This is a genomic window from Pseudomonas sp. E1BtOHC1, from assembly GCF_058744285.1.
In genome coordinates this window covers 1,297,089-1,322,050 of the sequence record NZ_CP196023.1, presented here as the reverse complement: position 1 = coordinate 1,322,050, position 24,962 = coordinate 1,297,089, and the positions used below count along the sequence as shown (strand labels likewise).

Sequence of the window (24,962 nt, the reverse complement as noted above, 5' to 3'; positions counted from 1 at the left end):
TGCCTCACCTCACTGGAGAAATGGAATGTCTTCCCTGTTTCGCGCCACCCTCATCGTCCTCGCCCTGCTGAGCGTCACCGCCTGCACCAGCAAGCGCATGTACACCCCCAACCGAGTGATCCCGGCCACCATCCAGGCCGACCAGGAGCAGGTCAAACAAGCGATCCTGAAGAATCTGGTGGCCCGCAAGTGGACGGTGCAGCGCATCAGCCCGGAGCTGATCCAGGCCGAGATCACCGTGCGTGAACAGTTCCACGCCGAGATCGATATCCAGTACTCCGCCAGCTTCTACAAGATCGTCTACCGCGACAGCCGCGACCTGGATTACAAGGACGGCAAGATCCACAAGAACTACATCCGCTGGGTGCGCCTGCTGGACAAGGGCATCCTGCGCGAACTGCGGGACAACCAGAACGAGCGGACCGCGCAACAGCTGTCCGACGCGGCGGCCAAAAGCTTCCCGGCCGCGCAATGAGCCCCTCCCTGTGACCCCGGTCACAGGGCTGCTTCACCCCCTTTAATGTCATGGAGAATGCGATGCGTTTGAAGACACTGGCGGCCACCGCCACCCTGCTGCTGTGCACCCTGCCCGGCATCAGCCAGGCCCGCGATACCGCCCTGTACCTGCCCTTCGACAAGGTGGTGGCCGAGGCCATCAGCACCGGCAAGATCGATGGCAGCGTGAAGTTCTACCTGGCGGGCAACAAGCCGGCCGGCAAGGTCAGCGTGCTGAGCCCGGGCGCCGTGACCAACAAGAAGACCAATGCCTTCGGCAAGGCCGACCAGGTGGCCTGCGAGTGGGCCTTGCAGTCGGCGCTGATCACCCTGCATGAAGCGGCGAAGAAGGTCGGCGCCAATGCCGTGACCGACATCGCCAGCTTCTACAAGAGCCGTGAGCGCAAGGACGCCACCACCTATGAGTGCCATGCTGGCGCCATCATGGCTGGCGTCGCGCTGCGCGGGGATCTGTCCAAGGTCCAGTGAGCTGCGGCTGAAAACCAAAAGGGCGCCTGGCAGGCTGTGTGAAAACTACTGCGTTTTCACCTAGCCTGCTGGGGCGCCCTTTGCGTTTCCGGGATTTTTTCAGGAGCCCGGCCAGCGCCGTCTACACTCGCAACAGCAGGCCGGGCCAACGCCGCCTGCGGGAGCCAAGCGCTGCGATCGGACCTCGGCCGGCGTGACAGTGGCTCTTCTTTCACGTCCGTCAAGGAGCCGACCATGCAAGTGAAAGCGCTGATTGCCCTGGCCCTGCTAGCGGTCCTGAGCCCCACCAGCCAGGCCACCAACCTGATGTACATGCCCTTCGAAAAAGTCGTGGCCGACGCCGAGCGCGCCGGGCGCCTGGATGGCAGCGTGAGCTTCCACCTGGCCGGCAACCCGCTGCCACCAGTGCTCCGGGTACGGCTCACCGAAGTGACCACCAACAAGAAGACCAATGCCTTCAACAAGAGCGATATCGCCGCCTGCGAGTGGGCTTTGCAATCGGCGCTGATCACCCTGCAAGCCGCAGCCAAGCGAGTTGGCGCCAACGCGGTGACCAACATCGTCAGCTACTACAAACACCACGTACGCAAGGACCTCAACACCTACGAATGCCACGCCGGGGTGCTGATGGCGGGAGTCGCCCTGCGCGGCGACCTGGTGTTCCTGCAGACCCCGGTGCGTCCCAACAGCCCCTCAGGGCGTGGCCCCGGTCTTGCGCGTCAGTAGCTCGACAAAGGCCTTGGCCATGGGCGAACACTGGTCCTTGCGCTGTACCAGCCACACCGCCGACATGGCCTCTGGGTCCAGCAGCCGGCGATAGACCACGCCATCGATGCGCATGCGCTGGTAGGACGCCGGCAGTACCGAGACCCCAAGACCCGCGGCCACGAGACCGATAATGGTCATGGCTTCCGCCGCCTCCTGGGCGAAATGCGGGGTGAAACCGGCATCCCGGGACAGGCTCAGCAACTGGGCATACAGGCCGCTGCCATAACTGCGGGGGAAGAACACAAAAGGCTCCTGGGCCAGCGCCGCCAGGTACAGGCCTTCTTCACTGCCGCTGGCCAGCGGATGCTTGGAACTGAGCACCGCCACCAGCGGCTCGCGCAGCAGCTCCACCACCGACAGGGAGTCCGGCAAGGGCAAGGGCCGCATGATGCCCACCTGGATCGTCTGGTCCACCAAGGCTTCAGCCACCTGGGTGCTGCTCATTTCCTTGAGCTTGAGGTGCACGGCTGCAAAGCGCTGGCGAAAGGCAAAGATCGCCTGGGGAATGGTCGAATTGAACGGCGCCGACGAGGTGAAGCCGATCTTCAACTCCCCCAGCTCACCCAACTGCGCACGCCGCGCCACGTCTGCCGCCTTGTCCACTTGGGCCAGCACCAGGCGCGCCTCTTCGAGGAACAGACGCCCAGCCTCGCTGAGCTCGACCCGACGATTGGTACGCTCGAACAGCCGGGCGCCCACCTCCTGCTCCAGGGCCTGGATCTGCTGGCTCAGAGGCGGCTGGGAGATACCCAGAGCCTGGGCCGCACGGCCGAAGTGCAGCTCTTCGGCGACGGCGATGAAGTAGCGCAAATGACGCAATTCCATGGGCAATTCCAATGAGTCGTTAAAGCTATCAAACAGGTCGAACAATATATTGGAAATGATCATTAGCCAGCTATATGCTTTTTTCCATTGCCTGACCGGCTGTGCTCCCCCGAGGTCCCCGTGAAAACCGCTGTTGCCCCCCTTGCCCACACCCTTCCCTCTACGCCCCTGGACGAAGTGGTCGCCCAACTCAACGAGGTCTATATCGAGAAAGGCACACCGATGTTCATGCGTACGGTGCTGGCGCTGTTCTCCGGGGGCTTTGCCACCTTCGCCCTGCTGTACTGCGTGCAACCGATGATGCCGTTGCTGTCCCGGGAGTTTTCCATCAATGCGGCGCAAAGCAGCCTGATCCTCTCGGTGTCGACAGGCATGCTGGCCATCGGTCTGCTGATCACCGGGCCCATTTCCGATCGCATCGGCCGCAAGCCGGTGATGGTCGCAGCATTGCTCGCCGCCGCCCTGTGCACCATCGCCAGCGCACTGATGCCCAGCTGGCAGGGAGTGCTGGTGATGCGGGCGCTGGTGGGGCTGTCCCTGAGCGGGCTGGCGGCAGTGGCCATGACCTACCTCAGCGAAGAGATTCACCCCCAGCACATCGGCCTGGCCATGGGCCTGTACATCGGCGGCAATGCCATTGGCGGCATGAGCGGGCGACTGATTACCGGCGTGCTGATCGACTTTGTCAGCTGGCACACGGCGATGCTGGTGATCGGCGGCCTGGCATTGATCGCCGCCGCGGTGTTCTGGCGCATCCTTCCCGAGTCACGCAACTTCCGCCCCCGCTCGCTGCACCCACGCAGCCTGCTGGACGGCTTTACCATGCACTTTCGCGATGCCGGCCTGCCCTGGCTGTTCCTCGAAGGTTTCCTGCTGATGGGGGCCTTCGTCACCCTGTTCAACTACATCGGCTACCGCCTGCTGGCCGAGCCCTATCACCTGAGCCAGGCCTGGGTCGGGATGCTCTCGGTGGTCTACCTCTCGGGGATCTACAGCTCGGCGAAGATCGGCGCCCTGGCGGATCAACTGGGCCGACGCCGAGTGCTGTGGGGCACCATCGTACTGATGCTGGCGGGGATCGCCCTGACCCTGCTGACCCCGCTGTCCCTGGTGCTGATCGGCATGCTGCTGTTCACTTTCGGCTTCTTTGGTGCCCACTCGGTGGCCAGCAGTTGGATCGGCCGCCGGGCCACCAAGGCCAAGGGCCAAGCCTCATCGCTGTACCTGTTCAGCTACTACGCGGGTTCGAGCATTGCCGGAACCGCTGGTGGCGTGTTCTGGCACCTGGCGGGCTGGAACGGCATCGGCCTGTTTATCGGCGCCTTGCTGATTGGAGCCCTGCTGATCGCCATGAAGCTGGCCAAACTGCCCCCTCTATAGGAACGGGCTTGTGCCAGGAGCTGACTTGCCGGCGAAGGCGGCCAGCAGATAGGTGCAAGTCTCGAGGGCCCATTCGCCAGCAAGCTGGCTCCTACACAGGGCGGATCGTAGCCAATGGCCCTTGTAGGAGCTGGCTTGCCAGCGAAGGCGGCCGTCAGGCAGGGGCAAGTCTCGAAGCCCCATTCGCCAGCAAGCTGGCTCCTACAAAAAAGTGTCCGCCAATGAAAACGCCCGGCAGGTGCCGGGCGTTTTTCATGGGGTGGCGCTTATGCGTGGTACTGCGCCGACAACTCGTGCACCGCTTCCAGGAAGGCTCCGGCGTGCTCCGGCTTCACTTCCGGGGTGATGCCATGGCCCAGGTTGAACACGTGGCCGCTGCCGGTGCCGTAGCTGGCGAGGATGCGCGCGACTTCGCTGCGGATCGCCTGCGGATTGGCGTAAAGCACGGTGGGGTCCATGTTGCCTTGCAGGGAAACCTTGTTGCCGACACGGCGACGGGCTTCGCCGATGTCACAGGTCCAGTCCAGGCCCAGGGCATCGGCACCGGCGTCAGCGATGCTTTCCAGCCATAGGCCGCCGCCCTTGGTGAACAGGATCACCGGAACCTTGCGCCCGTCGTGCTCGCGGATCAGCCCGTTGACGATCTTGCGCATGTAGGCCAGGGAGAATTCCTGATAGGCCGCCGCCGAGAGGCTGCCGCCCCAGCTGTCGAAAATCTGCACCGCCTGCGCACCGGCCAGAATCTGTCCGTTGAGGTAGGAGGTCACCGACTGTGCCAGCTTGTCCAGCAGCAGGTGCATGGCTTGCGGGTTGTCGTAGAGCATGGCCTTGGACTTGCGGAAGTCTTTCGACGAACCGCCTTCAACCATGTAGGTGGCCAGGGTCCAGGGGCTGCCGGCAAAACCGATCAACGGCACCCGGCCATTGAGTTCGCGACGAATGGTGCTGACCGCATCCATCACATAGCCCAGGTCCTTTTGCGGATCGGGGATCGGCAGGGCTTCGATGTCGGCCAGGGTGCTGACCACTTTCTTGAAGCGCGGGCCTTCGCCGGTTTCAAAGTACAGGCCTTGGCCCATGGCATCGGGGATGGTGAGGATGTCGGAAAAGAGGATGGCCGCATCCAGCTGTGGATAGCGGTCCAGAGGCTGCAGAGTGACTTCGCAAGCGAACTCCGGGTTCATGCACAGGCTCATGAAGTCACCGGCGTTGGCGCGGCTGGCACGGTATTCAGGCAAGTAGCGCCCAGCCTGACGCATCATCCACACCGGGGTGACGTCTACGGGTTGCTTGAGCAGGGCACGAAGGAAACGGTCGTTCTTCAGGGCAGTCATGTCGGCATCCGGAAAAAAAGTGGGGGCATTTTCTCAGAGCGCGACACAAAAGGCACGGCAAGAGCCGTTTCTTTATGTCTATGGGGTCAATTTGTCACGGGGACGGGCACGGCCCCCGTAGGAGCCAGCTTGCTGGCGAAGCGATCGACGCGGTGCATCAACAGCACCGCGTTATCGTTGTTCGCCGGCCAGCCGGCTCCTGCAAGGTGGGTCAGACGCCCAGGTAGTCGAGGATGCCTTCGGCGGCGTTACGCCCTTCGAAGATCGCCGTCACCACGAGATCAGAACCGCGCACCATGTCGCCACCGGCAAAGATTTTCGGATTGCTGGTCTGGTGCTTGAACTTGCCCTGTTCCGGGGCCACGACGCGGCCCTGGCTGTCGGTCTGGATGTCGAACTGCTCGAACCACGGCGCCGGGCTTGGGCGGAAGCCGAAGGCGATGACCACGGCGTCGGCCGGGATGATCTCTTCGGAGCCCGGGATCGGCTCGGGGCTGCGGCGGCCACGGGCGTCCGGCGCGCCGAGACGGGTCTCGACCACCTTCACGCCTTCGACCTTGTCTTCACCGACAATGGCAATCGGCTGGCGGTTGTAGAGGAACTTCACGCCTTCTTCCTTGGCGTTCTTCACCTCTTTGCGCGAACCGGGCATGTTGGCTTCGTCACGACGATAGGCGCAGGTCACCGACTTGGCGCCCTGGCGGATCGAGGTGCGGTTGCAGTCCATCGCGGTGTCGCCACCGCCCAGCACCACGACCTTCTTGCCTTTCATGTCGACGAAGTCTTCCGGCGACTTTTCAAAGCCCAGGTTGCGGTTGACGTTGGCGATCAGGAAGTCCAGCGCGTCATACACGCCCGGCAGATCCTCACCGGCAAAGCCGCCCTTCATGTAGGTGTAGGTGCCCATGCCCATGAACACCGCATCGTATTCGGCGAGCAGCTGCTCCATGGTCACGTCCTTGCCCACCTCGGTGTTGAGGCGGAACTCGATGCCCATGCCGCTGAAGACTTCGCGGCGATTGCTCAGCACGGTCTTTTCCAGCTTGAACTCGGGAATACCGAAGGTCAGCAGACCGCCGATTTCCGGGTTCTTGTCGAACACCACCGGGGTCACGCCGCCACGCACCAGCACGTCGGCACAGCCCAGGCCTGCCGGGCCCGCACCGATGATCGCTACGCGCTTGCCGGTGGGCTTGACCTTGGACATGTCCGGACGCCAGCCCATGGCGAAGGCGGTGTCGGTGATGTACTTCTCCACCGAACCGATGGTCACCGCGCCAAAGCCGTCGTTGAGGGTGCAGGCACCCTCGCACAGACGATCCTGCGGGCAGACCCGGCCGCAGACTTCCGGCAGGGTGTTGGTCTGGTGTGACAGCTCGGCGGCGGCGAGGATGTTGCCCTCGGCCACCAGCTTGAGCCAGTTGGGAATGAAGTTGTGCACCGGGCACTTCCATTCGCAGTACGGGTTACCGCAACCCAGGCAGCGGTGGGCCTGGTCGGCCGACTGCTGGGGTTTGAAGGGTTCGTAGATCTCCACGAACTCTTTCTTGCGTTGACGCAACAGTTTCTTCTTCGGGTCTTTACGCCCGACCTCGATGAACTGGAAGTCGTTATTGAGACGTTCGGCCATGTTCAGGAACCTCTTTACGACAGCCTCAAGCGACGAGCTTCAAGCTGCAAGACAATCACATTAAGTCGGCACACCGCGCACGAGCTTCAAGCTTGCCGCTTGAGGCTCGTAGCCTGCAGCTGCGTTACTGCGGATTCGCGCGAGTACTGGAGAGCAGAGACTTCAAGCTCGCCGCCTTGGGCTTGACCAGCCAGAAGCGACGCAAGTAGTCGTCGAGGTTCTCAGCGAGGTTACGACCCCATTCGCTGTCGGTTTCCTCGACATACTCGTTCAGCACGCGCTGCAGGTGGCTGCGATAGGCTTCCATCGCTTCGCCGCTGATCCGCTGGATTTCCACCAGTTCGTGGTTGACCCGGTCAACGAAGGTGTTGTCCTGGTCGAGCACGTAGGCGAAACCGCCGGTCATGCCTGAGCCGAAGTTGTAACCGGTCTTGCCCAGGACGCAGACGAAACCACCGGTCATGTACTCGCAGCAGTGATCGCCAGTGCCTTCCACCACCGTGTGGGCACCGGAGTTACGCACGGCAAATCGCTCGCCCGCGGTGCCGGCGGCGAACAGCTTGCCGCCGGTGGCGCCGTACAGGCAGGTGTTGCCGATAATGGCGCTGTCCTGAGTCTTGTAGACGCTGCCCTTGGGCGGAACGATGACCAGCTTACCGCCGGTCATGCCCTTGCCCACGTAGTCGTTGGCATCGCCTTCCAGGTAGAGGTTCAGGCCACCGGCGTTCCACACGCCGAAGCTCTGCCCCGCAGTGCCCTTGAAGCGGAAAGTGATCGGCGCCTGGGCCATGCCCTGGTTGCCGTGGAGCTTGGCGATTTCACCGGAGATCCGCGCACCGATGGAACGGTCGCAGTTGCAGATATCCAGGGCGAAGTCGGCACCGCTCTTGTCGTTGATCGCCGAACGCGCCATCTCGACCATTTTCTCGGCCAGCAGGCCCTTGTCGAACGGTGGGTTGCGGTCCACCTGGCAGAACTGCGGTTTGTCCGTCGGGATGTGGTCGCTGCCCAGCAACGGGGTCAGGTCCAGGTGGTGCTGCTTGGCGGTCTGGCCTTCGAGGATTTCCAGCAGATCGGTACGACCGATCAGTTGTTCCAGGGAGCGCACGCCGAGCTTGGCCAGCCACTCACGGGTTTCCTCGGCGACGTAGGTGAAGAAATTCACCACCATGTCGACGGTGCCGATGTAGTGATCCTTGCGCAGCTTCTCGTTCTGGGTGGCCACGCCGGTGGCGCAGTTGTTCAGGTGGCAGATACGCAGGTATTTGCAGCCTAGGGCAATCATCGGCGCGGTGCCGAAGCCGAAGCTTTCGGCGCCGAGGATGGCGGCCTTGATCACGTCGAGGCCGGTTTTCAGGCCGCCGTCGGTCTGTACCCGGACCTTGCCGCGCAGGTCGTTGCCACGCAGGGTCTGGTGGGTTTCCGCCAGGCCCAGTTCCCACGGTGCACCGGCGTACTTGATCGAGGTCAGCGGCGAAGCGCCAGTGCCGCCGTCGTAGCCGGAGATGGTGATCAGGTCGGCATAGGCTTTGGCCACACCGGCAGCGATGGTGCCAACGCCGGCTTCCGCCACCAGCTTCACCGAGACCAGGGCCTGAGGGTTGACCTGCTTGAGGTCGAAGATCAGCTGCGACAAGTCTTCAATCGAGTAGATGTCGTGGTGCGGCGGTGGCGAGATCAGGGTCACGCCGGGGACTGCGTAGCGCAGCTTGGCGATCAGGCCGTTGACCTTGCCACCGGGCAGCTGGCCGCCTTCGCCGGGCTTGGCGCCCTGAGCGACTTTGATCTGCAGCACTTCGGCGTTGACCAGGTACTCCGGGGTCACGCCGAAGCGGCCAGTGGCCACTTGCTTGATCTTGGAGCTCTTGATAGTGCCGTAGCGCGCTGGGTCTTCACCGCCTTCACCGGAGTTGGAACGCGCGCCGAGGCGGTTCATCGCTTCGGCCAGGGCTTCGTGGGCCTCCGGCGACAGGGCTCCCAGGGAGATACCCGCGGAGTCGAAGCGCTTGAGGATCGATTCCAGGGGCTCGACTTGGCTGATGTCCATCGGCGTGTCCAGGGTCTTCACCTGGAACAGGTCGCGGATCATCGACACCGGACGGTTGTCCACCAGCGCGGTGTATTCCTTGAACTTGGCGTAGTCGCCCTGCTGCACGGCGGCTTGCAGGGTGTTGACCACGTCCGGGTTGTAGGCGTGGTATTCGCCACCGTGGACGAACTTCAGCAGACCGCCTTGCTGGATCGGCTTGCGCGGGCTCCAGGCTTCGGTCGCCAGGGCTTTCTGTTCGGCTTCGATGTCGACGAAACGTGCGCCCTTGATCCGGCTCGGCACGCCACGGAAGCTCAGGTTGCAAACTTCCTCGGACAAGCCGATGGCTTCGAACAGCTGCGCGCCACGGTAGGAGGCGATGGTGGAGATGCCCATCTTCGACAGGATCTTCAACAGGCCCTTGGTGATGCCCTTGCGGTAGTTCTTGAACACCTCGTAGAGGTCGCCCAGCACTTCACCGGTACGGATCAGGTCGCCCAGCACTTCGTAGGCCAGGAACGGATAGACCGCCGAGGCGCCGAAACCGATCAGCACCGCGAAGTGGTGCGGATCGCGGGCAGTGGCGGTTTCCACCAGGATGTTGGAGTCGCAGCGCAGGCCTTTTTCGGTCAGGCGGTGGTGCACCGCCCCCGTGGCCAGGGAAGCGTGGATCGGCAGCTTGCCCGGCGCGATATGGCGGTCGCTGAGGACGATCTGGGTGCGGCCGGCGCGCGCAGCTTCTTCAGCCTGGTCAGCGACGTTGCGGATCGCCGCTTCCAGACCGACGCTCTCGTCGTAGTTGAGGTCGATGACCTGGCGCTCGAAGCCCGGGCGATCGAGGTTCATCAGCGAACGCCACTTGGCCGGGGAGATCACCGGCGAGCTGAGGATCACCCGCGAAGCATGCTCAGGCGATTCCTGGAAGATGTTGCGCTCGGCACCGAGGCAGATCTCCAGGGACATGACGATGGCTTCGCGCAGCGGGTCGATCGGCGGGTTGGTGACCTGGGCGAACTGCTGGCGGAAATAGTCGTAAGGGGTACGCACGCGCTGGGACAGCACCGCCATCGGTGTGTCGTCGCCCATGGAGCCCACGGCTTCGTAGCCCTGCTCGCCCAGCGGACGCAGCACCTGGTCACGCTCCTCGAAGGTGACCTGGTACATCTTCATGTACTGCTTGAGCTGGTCGACGTCGTAGAAGGCCGAACCGTGGTCGTTGTCTTCCATGGTGGCCTGGATGCGCAGGGCGTTCTTGCGCAGCCATTGCTTGTACGGATGACGGGACTTGAGACGGTTGTCGATGGCGTCGGTGTCGAGGATCTGCCCGGTTTCGGTGTCCACGGCAAAGATCTGACCCGGGCCGACCCGGCCCTTGGCGATCACGTCCTCGGGCTGGTAGTTCCACACGCCGATTTCCGAAGCCAGGGTGATGAAGCCGTTCTGGGTGGTGACCCAACGGGCCGGACGCAGGCCGTTGCGGTCCAGCAGGCAGACGGCATAGCGGCCGTCGGTCATGACCACGCCGGCCGGGCCGTCCCACGGTTCCATGTGCATCGAGTTGTATTCGTAGAACGCGCGCAGGTCGGCGTCCATGGTCTCGACGTTCTGCCACGCGGGCGGAATGATCATGCGCACGCCGCGGAACAGGTCGATGCCGCCGGTGACCATCAGCTCCAGCATGTTGTCCATGCTCGAGGAGTCGGAACCCACGCGGTTGACCAGCGGGCCGAGTTCTTCCAGGTCCGGGATCAGGTCGTTGGCGAACTTGGTGCGCCGGGCCACGGCCCAGTTGCGGTTGCCGGTAATGGTGTTGATTTCGCCGTTGTGGGCGAGGAAGCGGAATGGCTGGGCCAGCGGCCATTTCGGCAAGGTGTTGGTGGAGAAGCGCTGGTGGAACACGCAGATCGCGGTTTGCAGGCGCTCGTCACCCAGGTCCGGATAGAAGGCGGCGAGGTCCGCCGGCATCATCAGGCCTTTATAGATGATGGTCTTGTGGGAAAAGCTGCAGATGTAGTGGTCGGTGTCGGCGGCGTTGGCTACCGAGGAGCGACGACGGGAGCTGAACAGCTTGATGGCGAAGTCCTGGTCGCTCAGACCCTGGCCGCCGATGAACACTTGTTCGATCTGTGGCAGGCGCTCCAGGGCCAGACGCCCGAGCACACTGGTATCGATCGGTACTTTGCGCCAGCCCACCAGTTGCAGGCCGGCGGCCAGGATCTCGCGATTCATGTTTTCGCGAGCGGCCTCGGCTTTCACCGGGTCCTGGTTGAAGAACACCATGCCCACTGCATATTGCTTGGGCAGATCGACGCCGAAATGCTCCGTGGCGACTGCGCGCAGGAACAGGTCGGGCTTTTGCATCAGCAGACCGCAACCGTCGCCGGTCTTGCCGTCCGCGTTGATCCCACCGCGGTGGGTCATGCAGGTCAGGGCCTCAATGGCCGTTTTCAACAGGGTATGACTGGGTTCGCCCTGCATATGGGCTATCAGGCCGAAACCACAGTTATCCTTAAATTCATCTGGTTGGTACAGACCTGCTTTCATAGACACTTTCTCACCAGGCTGCCTCTTATCGAGACAAATTTCTTTTCAATTCAACCACTTGCCATCCGCGCCGAACGTACGCCAGCTTTGCGGGGGCAAAAGGGAGGTCATTGTACACACCGACACAAAGCCCCACAAATTTAGCGACGATCTGTCGTAAATTCATGTCGCATTTATGAACGTTTTAAAGCGATATGCTGTGCTAGTCAAAAAGTTTTGTTTTTGACTGCCGCGACTCAAAAACTACTGTGACGCAGACACCACAAGGCACGCGGCCTGTAAGGCAGCATGCCGATGCGGAAATTTGAGGTTGCCGGGAGAGGCGGCCTGGGTAAGGCCGCCGAATCTTCAGCGAGTTGTTGCCAGTTCTTGTTGAACGCTAGCGACAGTGCGAGGCCAAGGTTTACCAGCCTGAACCTTCGCTGGCAAGGATTTGATGGCGCTGACCGCTGCATCGCGGCTGGAGAAGTTGCCGTAGGTGATCACATACAGCGGCTTGCCGTTGAGGACTTTCTTGAAGTAGCGGTATTCGCCGCCCTGTTCCTTGACGAAATTCTGTGCGGTGGCTTCCGAGCTGGTGCCGAGGATCTGCACCACGTAGTTGCCTGGCGCCTGACCGGCGTACCAGCTGCCACCGGCAGCCTTGGCTACAGTGACCGGCTTTTCTGCCGGCTTGGCGGCTGGAGCAGGCTTGGCAGCGACCGGTTTCTCTGCCGGCTTAGGCGCAGGCGTCGGCTTGGCAGTGGCGACCTGGGTCGGAGCCGGAGTCGGACGTGCCGCCGGAGTCGGTGCAGGGCCGGCCACTGCACCAGCAGGTGGCGCGGTGGTGGTCACGGTTGGCGGAACGGCGCTGGAGCCTTCCACAGGAACCCCATCGTCGCCCTCAGCGATACCGCCTGCGGCTTCAGCCAGAGGACCGCGCATGACCGGTTGCGACTGGCCGACCAACGGCAGCGGCATCGGCTGAGACGAACCGGCAAATTCCACCGATGGATTGCCATTGGCATTCGGTGTCGGCGTCTGCCCCAGTGGCAGTTGCGCTTGCTCGCTGGCCGGAGCCCCGGTGGTTGGCGCCTTACTGCGACCCGGCATCAACCAGGCTGCAGCCACGGCCACAACCACTACAGCGGAAATGGCCAATACGTGTTTCTTCGGCATGTTGAACCCCATACTTGGACGCTTGACCGCAGAGCGGCTGGCGATCATGGCTTCGATCATTGCATCCCTGGCGACCTGGTTGATGTTGCCCGGCCAGCCATCGGAGCTTTCGTGAATATCACTGATCTGATCTGCGGAGAAAAGTTCGATGCCCTGACCCGCGCCTTCGAGGCGTTGGGCCAGATATTCACGGGTTTCCTCTTCGGCGTAAGGCTGCAACTCGATAACGTGGAAGCGTTCTTCCTCGGTGTTCAACTGATCCAGGGCCGCAATCAACGACGACTCGCCGAACAGGAATACGTGAGGGCGGCCTTCCGGAGCGCCCGCCGCCAGGGCCAGCAGGGCCTCAAGCGCAGACTCGTCAAGCTGCTCGGCATCATCCACCAGCAGGTAGACTTCCTGGCCGGTCAGGGCCAGTTGCACCACTTGGGCGAGGATTGCGCCGATCTCGGCCTGGGCCACATTCAGGGCCTGGGCTACCTGGCGCAACACCCCGGCAGCATCGCCAGCGCCACGGGCGGAAACCACCACGCTTTGCACTGATTGCTTGTTGGTACTGGCGACCAATGCCTGACGCAACAGTGTCTTGCCACTGCCCTGAGGGCCGGTGACCACCAGCAGCAGCTGGCTGTAACGCGCCAGGTGATGCAACTGCCCCAGCACAGGCTTGCGTTGGGCAGGAAAGAATTTGAAGCCAGGGACCCGGGGAGCGAAAGGATCATGGCTCAACTGGTAATGGCCGAGGAAAGCCTCGTCGGCGTGCAAACTAGTCATCGGGATCTTATTAACCTTTAAGCTGAGCCAGGGCGCGGTAATCCGCTCCCAGCGTGGCCTGTAAAACCTCTTTCGGATAATCGTCGGTCACTACGGCTTCGCCCATGCGGCGCAACAGCACCAGACGCAAACGACCGTCGATCACTTTCTTGTCAATTGCCATATGCTCGAGGAAGTCCGCTTCGGTCATCTCTTCAGGCGGGATGACCGGCAAGCCCGCACGCTGGAACAGGCGAATACCGCGGTCACGCTCCTGACTGGTGATCCAGCCCAGGCGCGCGGACATTTCCAGGGCCATTACGGTGCCAGCAGCCACCGCTTCACCATGCAGCCAGACACCGTAGCCCATATGAGTCTCGATGGCATGGCCGAAGGTATGACCCAGGTTGAGGGTGGCGCGCACCCCCGATTCACGCTCGTCGGCACCGACCACCGCAGCCTTGGCCGCGCAGGAGCGTTCGATGGCATAGGTCAGCGCCTGCTGGTCCAGGGCCCGCAGGCGATCGACATTCTCTTCCAGCCAGGTCAGGAACGGCTCATCGCAGATCAGGCCGTACTTGATCACTTCCGCCAGGCCTGCCGACAATTCGCGGTTCGGCAGGGTATTGAGGCTGGCGGTATCGATCAGCACCACGTTCGGCTGATAGAAGGCGCCAACCATGTTCTTGCCCAGGGGGTGGTTGATGCCCGTCTTGCCACCCACCGAGGAGTCCACCTGGGACAGCAGGGTGGTAGGAATCTGGATAAAGTCCACGCCGCGCTGATAGCAGGCTGCGGCGAAGCCGGCCATGTCGCCGATCACCCCGCCACCGAGGGCAATGATGGTGGTCCGGCGGTCGTGGCGCGCAGTGAGCAAGCCGTCGAAAATCAGTTGCAGGGTTTCCCAGTTCTTGTAGGCCTCGCCATCGGGCAGGACCACCGATATCACCGAGAACTGCGCCAGGCTGCGGGTCAGACGCTCAAGGTACAGCGGCGCAACGGTCTCATTGGAGATGATCGCCACTTGCCGCCCAGCGATATGGGGCACCAGCAGCTCGGGCCGGTCCAACAGTCCTTCACCAATGTGAATCGGGTAGCTGCGCTCGCCTAGATCGACCTTAAGTGTCTGCATGTGTCCCCACAGTGAAGATGGAAGCAGGCGTTGTGCCTTGTATTGACGATGGGCCTCGTCTGGTCTTCTGACGCTGCCCGATAGCTCTGCGCCACACCTTGGCGGTCATGGCGCGACGCCGAGAATAGCGCATTTCGCTCGACGCATTAACGGGGTGGCAACTGCTGAAGGCGCTCGAGTATGTCCAGCACCACCATTCTTGGCGGCCGCTCATCGGTTTCCACCACCAGATCGGCGATTTCCCGATAAAGCGGGTCACGGATTTCCAACAGGTCGCGCAGGGTCTTGGCCGGATCGGCGGTGCGCAGCAAGGGACGATTGCGGTCCCGGGCAGTGCGCCCTACCTGTTGTTCAACCGAAGCATGCAGATAGACCACTCGTCCACCGGCATGCAGCGCCCGCCGATTGGCTTCGCGCATCACCGCGCCACCGCCGGTGGCCAGGACCACACCGTCGGTGCCACAGAGCTCGGCGATCATCGCCTGCTCGCGGTCGCGAAAGCCCGGCTCGCCTTCTTTATCGAAGATCCACGGAATATTCGCGCCTGTACGCAGTTCAATTTCCTTATCGGAATCTTTGAATGGCAGGCGCAGCTCTTTGGCCAGTAAGCGACCTATGGTGCTTTTTCCAGCCCCCATCGGCCCAACAAGAATCAAATTTCGCACAGAATCAACGACTCACAGCAATCGCCTGGTTGTTCATGATACGCGGAGTGAGAAATACCAGCAGCTCGGATTTTTTCTCCGACACCACGTCACGCCGGAAAAGGCGGCCAAGATACGGCACATCGCCAAGAAATGGCACTTTATCTACAACCTTGCTTTGGGTATTGGAGAAAACCCCACCGATGACGATGGTCTCGCCATCAATGACCAGGACCTTGGCATTGACCTCGTTCTTCTTGATCGGCGGCACATCCTGAACCTTGTTCAAGTAGTCCGGCTCATCCTTGGTGACCTTGACGTCCATGATGATGCGATTGTCCGGGGTGATCTGCGGCGTTACCTCCAGAGACAGCGAGGCCTCCTTGAACGACACCGAAGTGGCGCCACTGGAACTGGCTTCCTGATAAGGAATCTCGGTGCCCTTGAGAATCCTCGCGGTTTCCTTGTCCGAGGTGACCACCTTGGGCTGGGACACGATTTCACCGTTGCCGGTCTTCTCCATGGCGGTCAGCTCCAGGTCCAGCAGCACGCTGTCAGTGATGTAGGCAATGCCGATGCCCGAGGTGTTGCCCGTGGTGCCCAGATCGACGAAGGGCGAGTGGCTGCCACTGCTGCCGGGGGTGCCTATGGTCGAGGAGCCCTTGGCGCTGCTCTGCACCCCGGAGGCATTCCAGTTGCCCCTGTTTTGCAGCGAGCCGCCCCAGCGCACCCCCAGACTCTTGTCGTAGTCGACGTTGGCCTCGACGATCCGCGCCTCGATCATCACCTGACGCACCGGGACGTCCAGCTGCATGACCATGCGCCGCAACTCATCGAGGCGCTCCTGGGTCTGGTAGGCAATGATGTTGTTGGTGCGTTCATCCACGGTGATGGAACCCCGCTCGCTAGCCTTCTCCTCGCTACCGGTCACTGACTGGAACAGCCTGGCGATGTCCGCGGCCCTGGCGTAATTGACCTGCAGCAGGTCCCGTCGCAGGGGCGCCAGGTTTTCCAACTGCTTCTGCAACTCCAGCCCCTGGCGCTCCCGGGCCGCGATCTCATCCGCCGGAGCCACCAACAAGACGTTGCCGACCTTGCGTTTATCCAGCCCCTTGGTCTTGAGCACCAGATCCAGAGCCTGATCCCAGGGCACGTTCTGCAAGCGCAAAGTGATGCTGCCTTGCACGGAGTCACTGGCCACCAGGTTGAGTCCGGTGAAATCGGCGATCAGTTGCAATACCGCGCGCACCTCGATGTCCTGGAAATTCAGCGACAGCTTTTCACCGGGCGGACGAGTTGCGCCCTCGCCTGAAACGCCAGTGATTGCCGGCGTGGCCGTGGGGCTGTTTGGAAAGCGATTGCGCTCCTCAGAAGCGAAGGCCCTGAGCTCGGTGGTGCCAACCAGCGATGCCAGCAGCACTATCCATAGCGCCACACCGAAGGCTGAAACAGTCCTGTTCATTTTGCAGATTCCACTTAAGAGTGTTTTTTCAGAGACAGTGTCCGCGGTCGCTCCTGCCAGGCTCCCGCTCCATCGGCGACAATTTCCACCACGTCCACCCGGGACTCGCTGATGGCCACTATCCGACCCTCGTTTCTCCCCAGGTAATCACCGACCCGCAAGGGAAAGACACCGCCGGCACTGCGCAACAGGGCAAAACGGCCGGAGGCATGGAACAGGCTCCCGACCATTTGCAACTGCTCGATATCGAAGCTCTCCAGATGTTGCCGGACCCGCTGCGGATTGGGCCGGACAGCACTCGTACCCCGTCGACCAATGATCAGGTCGATTCTTTGTGGCGGGCGAAACGGGCTGCGCAGCGCACTGGCGCTGTAGGTGACCGAGGGGTAGGACCGCATGACCGGAGCCGGATCAATCGCCCCTGGCGATTGCAGGCTCACCTCACTCATATAGGCATCCAGGTCGGCAAAATCGGCACCACCTTCGCAACCCAGCAGCGCCACACAGAAACAACCGGACACCCAGCAACGCCAACCGCTCATGAGTGCGGCTCCCGACTGTCGTACCTATAGGTCCGCGCCTCGATGCTCATGCGCAGTTGTGTGGGGTTGCCCCGGTCCACGGGACTGATCTGAAAATCATGCAAGGTGACGATTCTCGACAGAACGGCGACGCCACTGACGAAAGTCGCCAGGTCGTGATAGGCACCGGTGACCGCGATCTGAATCGGTAGCTCGACATAGAAATCCCGGACCACCTCCGGTTGCAGCTTGATCTCCTCGAACGCCAGGCCGCTGCCCTGCCCCACTCGGCTGATGTCTTCCAGCAGTCCCGGGACCTCGGTATCGCTGGGCAACTGACGCAACAACAGAGAGAAGCTGTCCTGCATGCCCCCTATTTGCTCACGATAGCGCTGAAGATTGGCGACCTTTCCGGCTTTGTCGGCGAACTGCAATTTGAATCGATGCTCCTCTCGGCGCTGCTGCCCCAGCGCCTCCAGATGCGGGCTCAGGTAAAAGCCGTAGCCTGCCAGCAAGGTCAGCAGCAGGAGCAAGACCGCCAGCAGCGCCTTGATCGGACTCGGCCAGGAACCGAGGTTGCTCAGTTCCAGCTCCCGCAGATCGGTACCACGCAGCTGCGCCAACCAATGCCCCCGGCTCATCGCTGCGCCTCCTCCGGCAGCAGGGGCAGCAGCCCGATGCTGAGTCGAAACAGATTGCCCACCCCCTGATCCGCCGCCACAACATTTTTCACCTCGGTCAGACTGGGAGCGGCAAATCCCTCGGCAGACTGCAAATTGCGCATCAGCTCAGAGACCCGGTTATTGGACTCCGCGCCCCCACTAATGCTCAGGTTCTGCCCCAGCAGGTCCACCGCGGTGAAGTACACGCCATCGGGCAGGCTGCGGGCCAACTGCTGAAAAATCCGCACACTGGCCGAGCGATTGCCTTGCAACTCCTCAATGATCCCCATGCGCGCCACCAGTTGCTGACGCTGGGCCTTGAGCTGGCGAATGCTGGCGATTTGGCTATCCAGATCAGCTGTCGCATGCCTCAGATACTGGTTGCGGGCCTGTTGCCGACCGATCATCCGATCGATGCAGGCATCAGCCAGGAGCACACACCCCAGGCCCAGGACCAGCATTGCCGCCAGTGCCTGGAGGAAACGTCGACGGCGCATTGCTCGCGCGGTCTCCCGCCAAGGAAGAAGGTTGATACCAGTCATCAGTCGAGCCCTCGCAGGGCCAGACCGCAGGCACGCAACAGGTTCGGCGCCTGGTCGGCAAGCGCCCGGGCATCCACTTGGGGAGCAATGGACATGCTGGCGAAGGGATCGGCGATGACCGTGGCGACTCCCACTTGCTCCGCCACCCGACCATCAAGGCCAGTCAAGCGGCTGCCGTCACCGGCCAGCAGCAACCGCTCAACAGGCTGTTGTTGCGGCGACTCGGCAAACAGCTGCAAGGAACGATGCGCCTGCTGCAGCAACTCTTGCTCGAACGGTCGCAGCACGTCCTCGGCGCAACCTTGGGGCAATCGGCCCTGGCGCTCGGCCTGCACGGCCTGATCCAGGGTCAGCGCATAGCGGCGCTCCAGCGCCTGGTTCAGCTGTCGACTGCCAAACAACTGCTCCCGGCTATAGATGATTCGCTGGCCATGCATCACGCAGAACGTGGTCATATCCACACCTATGTCCAGCAGCGCCACAGCCAAGGGCGATGCAGACGGCATCGACCCAGTCAGCATCGACAAGCAACGCTGCAGGGCCAGGGGCGCGGTATCCACCACCCTTGGCGTCAGGCCAGCCAGGGTCATTGGCACTTCCAGGGATTCGACATCCTCGTAGCGGCAGGCTACCAGCAGCACCTGAACCCGCTGAGGATCGCCGGGCACGGCGCCCTGGACCTCAAAATCGGTGGCCACGTCTTCCAGGGGATAAGGAATGTACTGGGCCGCCTCCAGCTTGAGCTGATGTTCCAGCTCATCGTCGCCGAGCCCGGCCGGCATCTCGATCAGTTTGCTGATCACTGCCTCACCAGCCACCGCTACAGCCACACCCTTGCGACGGCTGCCGCTCTTGAGCCAGGCCCGGGACAACACCCTGGCCAGCGCCTCGGGATCGGCGCCGAACGGGTCCGGGGCCAGGTCTTCCCTGGCATAAGCCTCGACCCGATAACTACGCCCCTGGCGACTCAGAGCCAGAAGCGTGACCGATGTCGCACTGATATCGATCCCCAGCAGGGAACCCGACTTTTTGCTGAAGAGTCCAAGCACGATCATTTCCCTATGACTATCCGTAACTTACGGACTTCCCAAACTCAGTTGCGCTCAATCGCCACGTCTTGACAGACGGGCAAATGACGCTCTCGGCGGAAAATGCTTATAATGCCCAGCGTTTTTTTTCCGCTTTTCCTGCTGCGTGGGTCGGTCCCTGATTACCTTGAATGCCCTGACGCCTAATTCATTCCTTTCTCTGGAAATCCAAAAGCCTTGATTCGTCTGCTGAAGTTTTTCGGGTGGTCCATCGTCGCTGTGTTCTGCGGGCTGCTTCTCGCCCTCTCCGGTGCGTTTCTCTATCTTAGTCCCGGCCTTCCTTCGGTTGAGGCCCTGAGAAGTATCCAGTTGCAGATTCCTCTGCGGGTGTACAGCAGCGACGGCAAGTTGATCGCAGAATTTGGCGAAATGCGCCGCACCCCTATACGTTTCGCCGAAATTCCCCCCAACTTCATCAATGCGTTACTAAGTGCTGAAGACGACAACTTCGCTAACCATTACGGAGTTGACCCCAGCAGCCTGATGCGTGCTGCGACCCAATTGGTCAAAAGCGGACACATTCAGTCCGGCGGCAGCACCATCACCATGCAAGTGGCGAAGAACTTCTTCCTCAGCAGCGAGCGCAGCTTTTCACGCAAGACCACGGAAATTCTCCTGGCCCTGCAGATCGAACGGCAGTTGACCAAGGACGAGATCCTCGAGCTGTACGTCAACAAGATCTACCTGGGTAACCGCGCCTACGGTATCGAGGCTGCGGCCCAGGTGTATTACGGCAAGTCCATTCGCGACGTGAGCCTGGCGCAGATGGCGATGATCGCCGGCCTGCCCAAGGCCCCTTCACGCTTCAACCCCCTGGCCAACCCGGCGCGCAGCAAGGAACGCCGCGACTGGATCCTGGGGCGCATGTACAAGCTCGGCAAGATCACCGAGGCGGCCTACACCGAAGCCATCAACGAGCCGTTGAACGCCAGCTATCACGTACCGACACCGGAAGTGAACGCGCCGTACATCGCCGAGATGGCCCGCGCCGAAATGGTCGGCCGCTATGGCAGCGACGCTTATACCGAAGGTTTCCGGGTCACCACCACAGTGCCTAGCGACCTGCAGGAAATGGCCAATACCGCGGTCCACGAAGGTTTGATGACCTACGACCAGCGCCACGGCTATCGTGGGCCGGAGTCCCGCCTGCCAGGCAAGACTCAGGCGGCCTGGGCCACCGAGCTGACCAAGCAGCGGACCATCAGCGGCCTGGAGCCGGCGATCGTCACCCAGGTCGAGAAGAACGGCGTGCAAGTGCTGACTCGCAACGGCGAGGAGCACGTGGCCTGGGACACCATGAAATGGGCCCGGCCGTTCCTCAACACCAACAGCATGGGCGCCGTCCCTCGCCAGCCAGCGGACGTGGCCCAGGTCGGCGATCTGATTCGCGTACAGCGCCAGGCGGACAATTCGCTGAAGTTCAGCCAGATCCCGGTCGCCCAGGGTGCCCTGGTGACCCTGGACCCGCAAAACGGCGCGATCCGTGCGCTGGTCGGGGGCTTTGCCTTCGAGCAGAGCAACTACAACCGTGCGATGCAGGCCAAGCGCCAGCCCGGTTCGAGCTTCAAGCCGTTCGTCTATAGCGCAGCCCTGGACAATGGCTACACCGCGGCCAGCCTGGTCAATGACGCGCCGATCGTGTTCGTCGACGAGTACCTGGACAAGGTCTGGCGTCCGAAGAACGACACCAATACCTTCCTCGGCCCGATCCGCATGCGCGAAGCGTTGTACAAGTCGCGCAACCTGGTATCGATCCGCCTGCTGCAGAGCATGGGCGTGGACCACACCATCGACTACATCAGCAAGTTCGGCTTCAACAAGCAGGACCTGCCGCGCAACCTGTCCCTGGCACTGGGCACCGCGACCCTGACGCCCATGGAGATCGCCACCGGCTGGAGCACCTTTGCCAACGGCGGCTACAAGATCACCCCGTACATCATCGACAAGATTGAAAGCCGCAACGGCGAGATGCTGTTCAGCGCCAACCCGCCCAGCGTCCCCACCGGAGATACAACCAGCAGCGGCATTGCGGCGCCGGAACACAACTTCACGGTCAATACCGCGGCGGGCGAAAGTCCGATCCAGGCCCCGGTGCAGACTCCGGCAGTTGCCGAGCGGATCATTGACGGGCGCACCACCTACATCCTCAACAGCATGCTCCAGGACGTGATCAAGCTGGGCACCGGACGCCGGGCCCTGGCACTGGGCCGCACGGACCTGGCCGGCAAGACCGGTACCACCAACGAATCCAAGGATGCCTGGTTCTCCGGCTACAACGCCGACTACGTGACCACCGTGTGGACCGGCTTCGACCAGCCGGAAAGCCTGGGACGCCGCGAATACGGCGGTACTGTGGCCTTGCCGATCTGGATGAACTTCATGGGGGCCGCCCTCAAGGGCAAGCCCGCGCACACCCAAGCGGAGCCGGAAGGCATCCTCAGCCTGCGGGTCGACCCGGTCAGCGGCCGCGCGGCCACCCCGGGCACGCCGAATGCGTACTTCGAACTGTTCAAGAGCGAAGACACTCCGCCCTCGGTCAACGAACTGGGCAATGGCGTCGCTCCGGGCAGCCCGTTGCCGGCAGACGAGGCGGCACCGATCGATCTGTTCTAAGCCAGCAGGAGCCGGCGTGCCGCCGAAAAGGTCGATGAGTGTTGTACTTGGCTCACCAACCTCTTCGCGGGCGGGCCCGCTCCTACGGCAACTCTGTGACAGGGTGCAAGGCGCCCACAAAAAAGCCCCGGCTCTCGCGAGCCGGGGCTTTTTGCATGACGCTACAACAGCTTAGCCGTTGAACACATCATTCACGCTTTTGAGCGGATAGTTCTTCGGATACGGCAGGGTCGCCACGCCGGTCTCAATGGCAGCCTTGGCCACGGCATCGGAGATCACGGTGATCAGGCGGGCATCCATTGGCTTCGGAATGATGTACTCACGACCGAACTCCAGCTTGATGCCGCCGTAGGCGTCGCACACTTCCTGAGGCACCGGCAGCTTGGCCAGTTCACGCAGGGCGTTGGCCGCAGCGATCTTCATTTCTTCGTTGATGCGCTTGGCGCGAACGTCCAGGGCACCACGGAAGATGAACGGGAAGCCCAGAACGTTGTTCACCTGGTTCGGGTAGTCCGAACGGCCAGTGGCCATGATCACGTCGTCACGGGTGGCGTGAGCCAGCTCTGGAGCGATTTCCGGATCAGGGTTCGAGCAGGCGAACACGATCGGGTTCGGCGCCATGGACTTCAGGCCCTCAGCGCTCAGCAGGTTCGGACCGGACAGACCGACGAACACGTCGGCGCCTTGCAGGGCGTCGGCCAGGGTGCGCTTGTCGGTGGTGTGGGCGAACACCGCCTTGTACTGGTTCAGGTCGTCACGGCCGGAGTGGATCACACCGGTACGGTCAACCATGAAGATGTTCTCGATCTGCGCGCCCATGCTCACCAGCAGTTTCATGCAGGAGATAGCGGCAGCACCGGCACCCAGGCAGACGATCTTGGCGTCGGACAGGGTTTTGCCAGCAATTTCCAGGGCGTTGATCATGCCGGCTGCGGTAACGATCGCGGTGCCGTGCTGGTCATCGTGGAAGACCGGAATGTCGCACTGCTCGATCAGAGCACGTTCGATCTCAAAGCACTCAGGGGCCTTGATGTCTTCCAGGTTGATGCCACCGAAGGTGATGGAGATGCGCTTGACGGTGTCGATGAAGGCTTGCGGGCTTTCGGAGTCGACTTCGATGTCGAATACATCGATGCCAGCGAAACGCTTGAACAGTACGCCCTTGCCTTCCATCACCGGCTTGGACGCCAGTGGGCCGAGGTTACCCAGGCCGAGAATCGCGGTGCCATCGGAAATGACGGCAACCAGGTTGCCTTTGCCGGTGTACTTGTAGGCCAGTTCCGGATCGCGAGCGATTTCGCGTACCGGTTCGGCTACGCCGGGGCTGTAGGCCAGCGCCAGATCACGAGCGGTAGCAGTGGCCTTGGTGAGCTCGACACTCAGCTTTCCTGGACGAGGATTGGCATGATATTCGAGAGCGGCAGTTTTCAAATCAGACATGTGGGCATTCCGCTTTTTACTGTTGGACAGACGGACCGCCGAGGATACGCGTGTCGCATAGTCCCTACAAGACTGCCCAGTCACCCCTGTCAAGGCCTGTAGCGTACGACTTTGGGCCAAGAGCCACGGTGCACAAGGCTTTCAACTGTTCACAATTCAGTTAAAAAATGTCTACAATTTTTCTTTATCAGAGAAGTCTGACCATGGAAGCGTCGGTCACTGACAACATCCAGCGCGCCCCGCCCGATGTGGACTGGTCTCGACGCGAGCGATCCACCACCCAGCCGCGAGCCTCGATTCGCTGCCCCGAAAGCCCCTTGAGCCAGCGACGATCAAAGCGCTCCAGGACATTGGGTGCAATACGCAATACAACTGCGCCCCGCAATGTGATCCAAACGCCCCCGCGATTGCGCTGCACCTTGCTCACACGCCCCTTGAGCACGGCAAAACCTGAATGGCGGATCTGCTCCGCTTTCAGTACAGGTGAACGCCGCCAGAGCCCCAGCCCGGCTCGGCGCGCATGTTTTTCAGCGGCCTGCTGACAAGCCACCAGGGCGACGTTCGGCGCCAGTGCAATCTGGTAGGCCAGCCCTTCAGCGATCAAGCGCGCCTCAAAGTTGATGCCACTGGCGCCATAGACATGAGCCAGGGTCCGGCCATAACGATCACGCCGTTCACGCCCGAGCAACAAACCGACCCGGCCACCACTCTGCGCCACCAATTGCTGCAAGCGTTGCCGCGCCGCCACCGCGAAAGGCTCCGCGGACCGCCCCTTGCCAGCCAGCTCCGGCGCATTGAGGCCGATCATGCGCACGCTGCGGCCATCCTTGAGGCGCAGCGTGTCGCCATCCACCACCCGCTGCACTGCTGCAGGAATCAGCCCCTTCGGCGCCGGGCAAAACGCCTGGACGGCGGTCAGCCAAATCGCGGACACAAAAAAGGCGCCCACTAGGGACGCCTTTTTCATCAGCGAGGAAAGTCGATAACGGCTTTCCAGAACGATCAGCCTCAGGCCTTTTTCGTTGCGCCGAAAGCACCGAAGCGCGACTTGAACTTGTCGACACGACCGCCAACGTCCAGAGTCTTTTGCTTACCGGTGTAGAACGGGTGGCACTCGTTGCACACGTCCAGGCTCAGAGGCTTGGCCAGGGTGGAGCGAGTTTCGATGACGTTACCGCAGCTGCAAGTAGCGGTAATGGCTTCGTATACTGGATGGATATCGGCTTTCATGGTGTATTCCTCAGGCTAGCGTGCCGCCACCCAACACTATTGTTGAATACCGCACGAATTAGGGCGCGAATTCTACCAGACCCCGTCAATCGCGCAAGAGATCCTGACTGCACTCCATCAGAAAAACCCCATACAACCTTGACAGCCCCCGGATTGCCGTTCCGTGAACGACGACGGCCATTCCGACATGGCTCAAAGGTCGCAGCGACCGGAGCCGCACACG

The 24,962-nt window shown here is 61.9% G+C and carries 19 protein-coding genes and 1 pseudogene; 5 read left to right on the top strand and 15 right to left on the bottom strand.

Annotated features, from left to right (window positions below; translation table 11 throughout):
* The first annotated feature begins 25 nt into the window (after positions 1-25).
* The 3 genes from ACSSVC_RS06100 (at position 26) to ACSSVC_RS06090 (ending at position 1,710) form a co-directional block, all read left to right on the top strand.
* Positions 26-475 carry a hypothetical protein gene (locus ACSSVC_RS06100; RefSeq protein ID WP_346634478.1) on the top strand — a complete coding sequence of 150 codons (450 nt, stop codon included), beginning with the start codon at positions 26-28 and terminating at the stop codon, positions 473-475.
* A gap of 62 nt (positions 476-537) precedes the next feature.
* Positions 538-984, top strand: coding sequence for an excinuclease (locus ACSSVC_RS06095; protein WP_233321703.1), 447 nt, complete (start codon positions 538-540; stop codon positions 982-984).
* 234 nt (positions 985-1,218) lie between these two features.
* Positions 1,219-1,710, top strand: a complete 492-nt coding sequence (locus tag ACSSVC_RS06090; protein ID WP_346634477.1) for an excinuclease — start codon at positions 1,219-1,221, stop codon at positions 1,708-1,710.
* Here the strand turns inward: ACSSVC_RS06090 and ACSSVC_RS06085 are convergent.
* Entirely contained in the window at positions 1,678-2,577 is a 900-nt protein-coding gene (locus ACSSVC_RS06085; RefSeq protein WP_346634476.1) for a LysR family transcriptional regulator, read from the bottom strand. The two genes, ACSSVC_RS06090 and ACSSVC_RS06085, sit on opposite strands and share 33 nt — an antisense overlap.
* Positions 2,578-2,745: 168 nt before the next feature.
* Here ACSSVC_RS06085 and ACSSVC_RS06080 point away from each other — a divergent pair, with 168 nt between their 5' ends.
* A complete protein-coding gene (locus ACSSVC_RS06080; protein ID WP_492612555.1) occupies positions 2,746-3,957 on the top strand; it encodes an MFS transporter in 1,212 nt (403 codons plus the stop codon).
* A gap of 266 nt (positions 3,958-4,223) precedes the next feature.
* On the opposite strand, the gene hemE is transcribed toward ACSSVC_RS06080, so the two are convergent.
* From hemE to pilM, 11 genes and pseudogenes are all read right to left on the bottom strand, one after another.
* The gene (gene hemE, locus ACSSVC_RS06075) at positions 4,224-5,291 is read right to left on the bottom strand and encodes a uroporphyrinogen decarboxylase (RefSeq protein ID WP_492612077.1); all 1,068 of its coding nucleotides are present in this window, start codon (positions 5,289-5,291) and stop codon (positions 4,224-4,226) included.
* A gap of 211 nt (positions 5,292-5,502) precedes the next feature.
* Positions 5,503-6,921: an FAD-dependent oxidoreductase gene (locus ACSSVC_RS06070; RefSeq protein ID WP_402889766.1), complete on the bottom strand. Its 1,419-nt coding sequence runs from the start codon at positions 6,919-6,921 to the stop codon at positions 5,503-5,505.
* 124 nt (positions 6,922-7,045) lie between these two features.
* On the bottom strand, positions 7,046-11,494 hold the full coding sequence (gene gltB, locus ACSSVC_RS06065; RefSeq protein WP_346634472.1) for a glutamate synthase large subunit: 4,449 nt from the start codon (positions 11,492-11,494) through the stop codon (positions 7,046-7,048).
* A 348-nt stretch (positions 11,495-11,842) separates the two neighbouring features.
* A complete protein-coding gene (locus ACSSVC_RS06060) occupies positions 11,843-13,426 on the bottom strand; it encodes an SPOR domain-containing protein (protein WP_346634471.1) in 1,584 nt (527 codons plus the stop codon).
* Between the two features lie 10 nt (positions 13,427-13,436).
* Entirely contained in the window at positions 13,437-14,537 is a 1,101-nt protein-coding gene (gene aroB, locus ACSSVC_RS06055; protein WP_346634470.1) for a 3-dehydroquinate synthase, read from the bottom strand.
* A 146-nt stretch (positions 14,538-14,683) separates the two neighbouring features.
* Positions 14,684-15,202, bottom strand: a complete 519-nt coding sequence (gene aroK / locus ACSSVC_RS06050; protein ID WP_011058824.1) for a shikimate kinase AroK — start codon at positions 15,200-15,202, stop codon at positions 14,684-14,686.
* Between the two features lie 4 nt (positions 15,203-15,206).
* Positions 15,207-16,466 (bottom strand): annotated as a pseudogene (locus ACSSVC_RS06045) (type IV pilus secretin PilQ); the annotation flags it as partial.
* 191 nt (positions 16,467-16,657) lie between these two features.
* The gene (locus ACSSVC_RS06040) at positions 16,658-17,185 is read right to left on the bottom strand and encodes a pilus assembly protein PilP (protein WP_492612076.1); all 528 of its coding nucleotides are present in this window, start codon (positions 17,183-17,185) and stop codon (positions 16,658-16,660) included.
* Positions 17,182-17,805 (bottom strand): type IV pilus inner membrane component PilO, encoded by a 624-nt coding sequence (locus ACSSVC_RS06035; protein ID WP_492612075.1) that lies wholly within the window; start codon positions 17,803-17,805, stop codon positions 17,182-17,184. Before ACSSVC_RS06035 ends, ACSSVC_RS06040 begins: the two co-directional genes overlap by 4 nt.
* Positions 17,802-18,368: a PilN domain-containing protein gene (locus ACSSVC_RS06030; protein ID WP_492612074.1), complete on the bottom strand. Its 567-nt coding sequence runs from the start codon at positions 18,366-18,368 to the stop codon at positions 17,802-17,804. The genes ACSSVC_RS06035 and ACSSVC_RS06030 overlap by 4 nt, the downstream gene beginning before the upstream one ends.
* The gene (gene pilM / locus ACSSVC_RS06025; protein WP_446439524.1) at positions 18,368-19,417 is read right to left on the bottom strand and encodes a type IV pilus assembly protein PilM; all 1,050 of its coding nucleotides are present in this window, start codon (positions 19,415-19,417) and stop codon (positions 18,368-18,370) included. The genes ACSSVC_RS06030 and pilM overlap by 1 nt, the downstream gene beginning before the upstream one ends.
* 219 nt (positions 19,418-19,636) lie before the next feature.
* Here pilM and ACSSVC_RS06020 point away from each other — a divergent pair, with 219 nt between their 5' ends.
* Entirely contained in the window at positions 19,637-22,069 is a 2,433-nt protein-coding gene (locus ACSSVC_RS06020; protein ID WP_346634622.1) for a penicillin-binding protein 1A, read from the top strand.
* Between the two features lie 171 nt (positions 22,070-22,240).
* Here the strand turns inward: ACSSVC_RS06020 and ACSSVC_RS06015 are convergent, their stop codons facing one another.
* From ACSSVC_RS06015 to rpmE, 3 genes are all read right to left on the bottom strand, one after another.
* A complete protein-coding gene (locus ACSSVC_RS06015) occupies positions 22,241-23,509 on the bottom strand; it encodes a malic enzyme-like NAD(P)-binding protein (RefSeq protein WP_346634465.1) in 1,269 nt (422 codons plus the stop codon).
* A 187-nt stretch (positions 23,510-23,696) separates the two neighbouring features.
* Complete coding sequence (locus ACSSVC_RS06010; protein ID WP_346634464.1) at positions 23,697-24,476, bottom strand: thermonuclease family protein; 780 nt, start codon at positions 24,474-24,476, stop codon at positions 23,697-23,699.
* A gap of 41 nt (positions 24,477-24,517) precedes the next feature.
* Entirely contained in the window at positions 24,518-24,739 is a 222-nt protein-coding gene (rpmE, locus tag ACSSVC_RS06005) for a 50S ribosomal protein L31 (RefSeq protein ID WP_011058815.1), read from the bottom strand.
* Between the last annotated feature and the right edge of the window lie 223 nt (positions 24,740-24,962).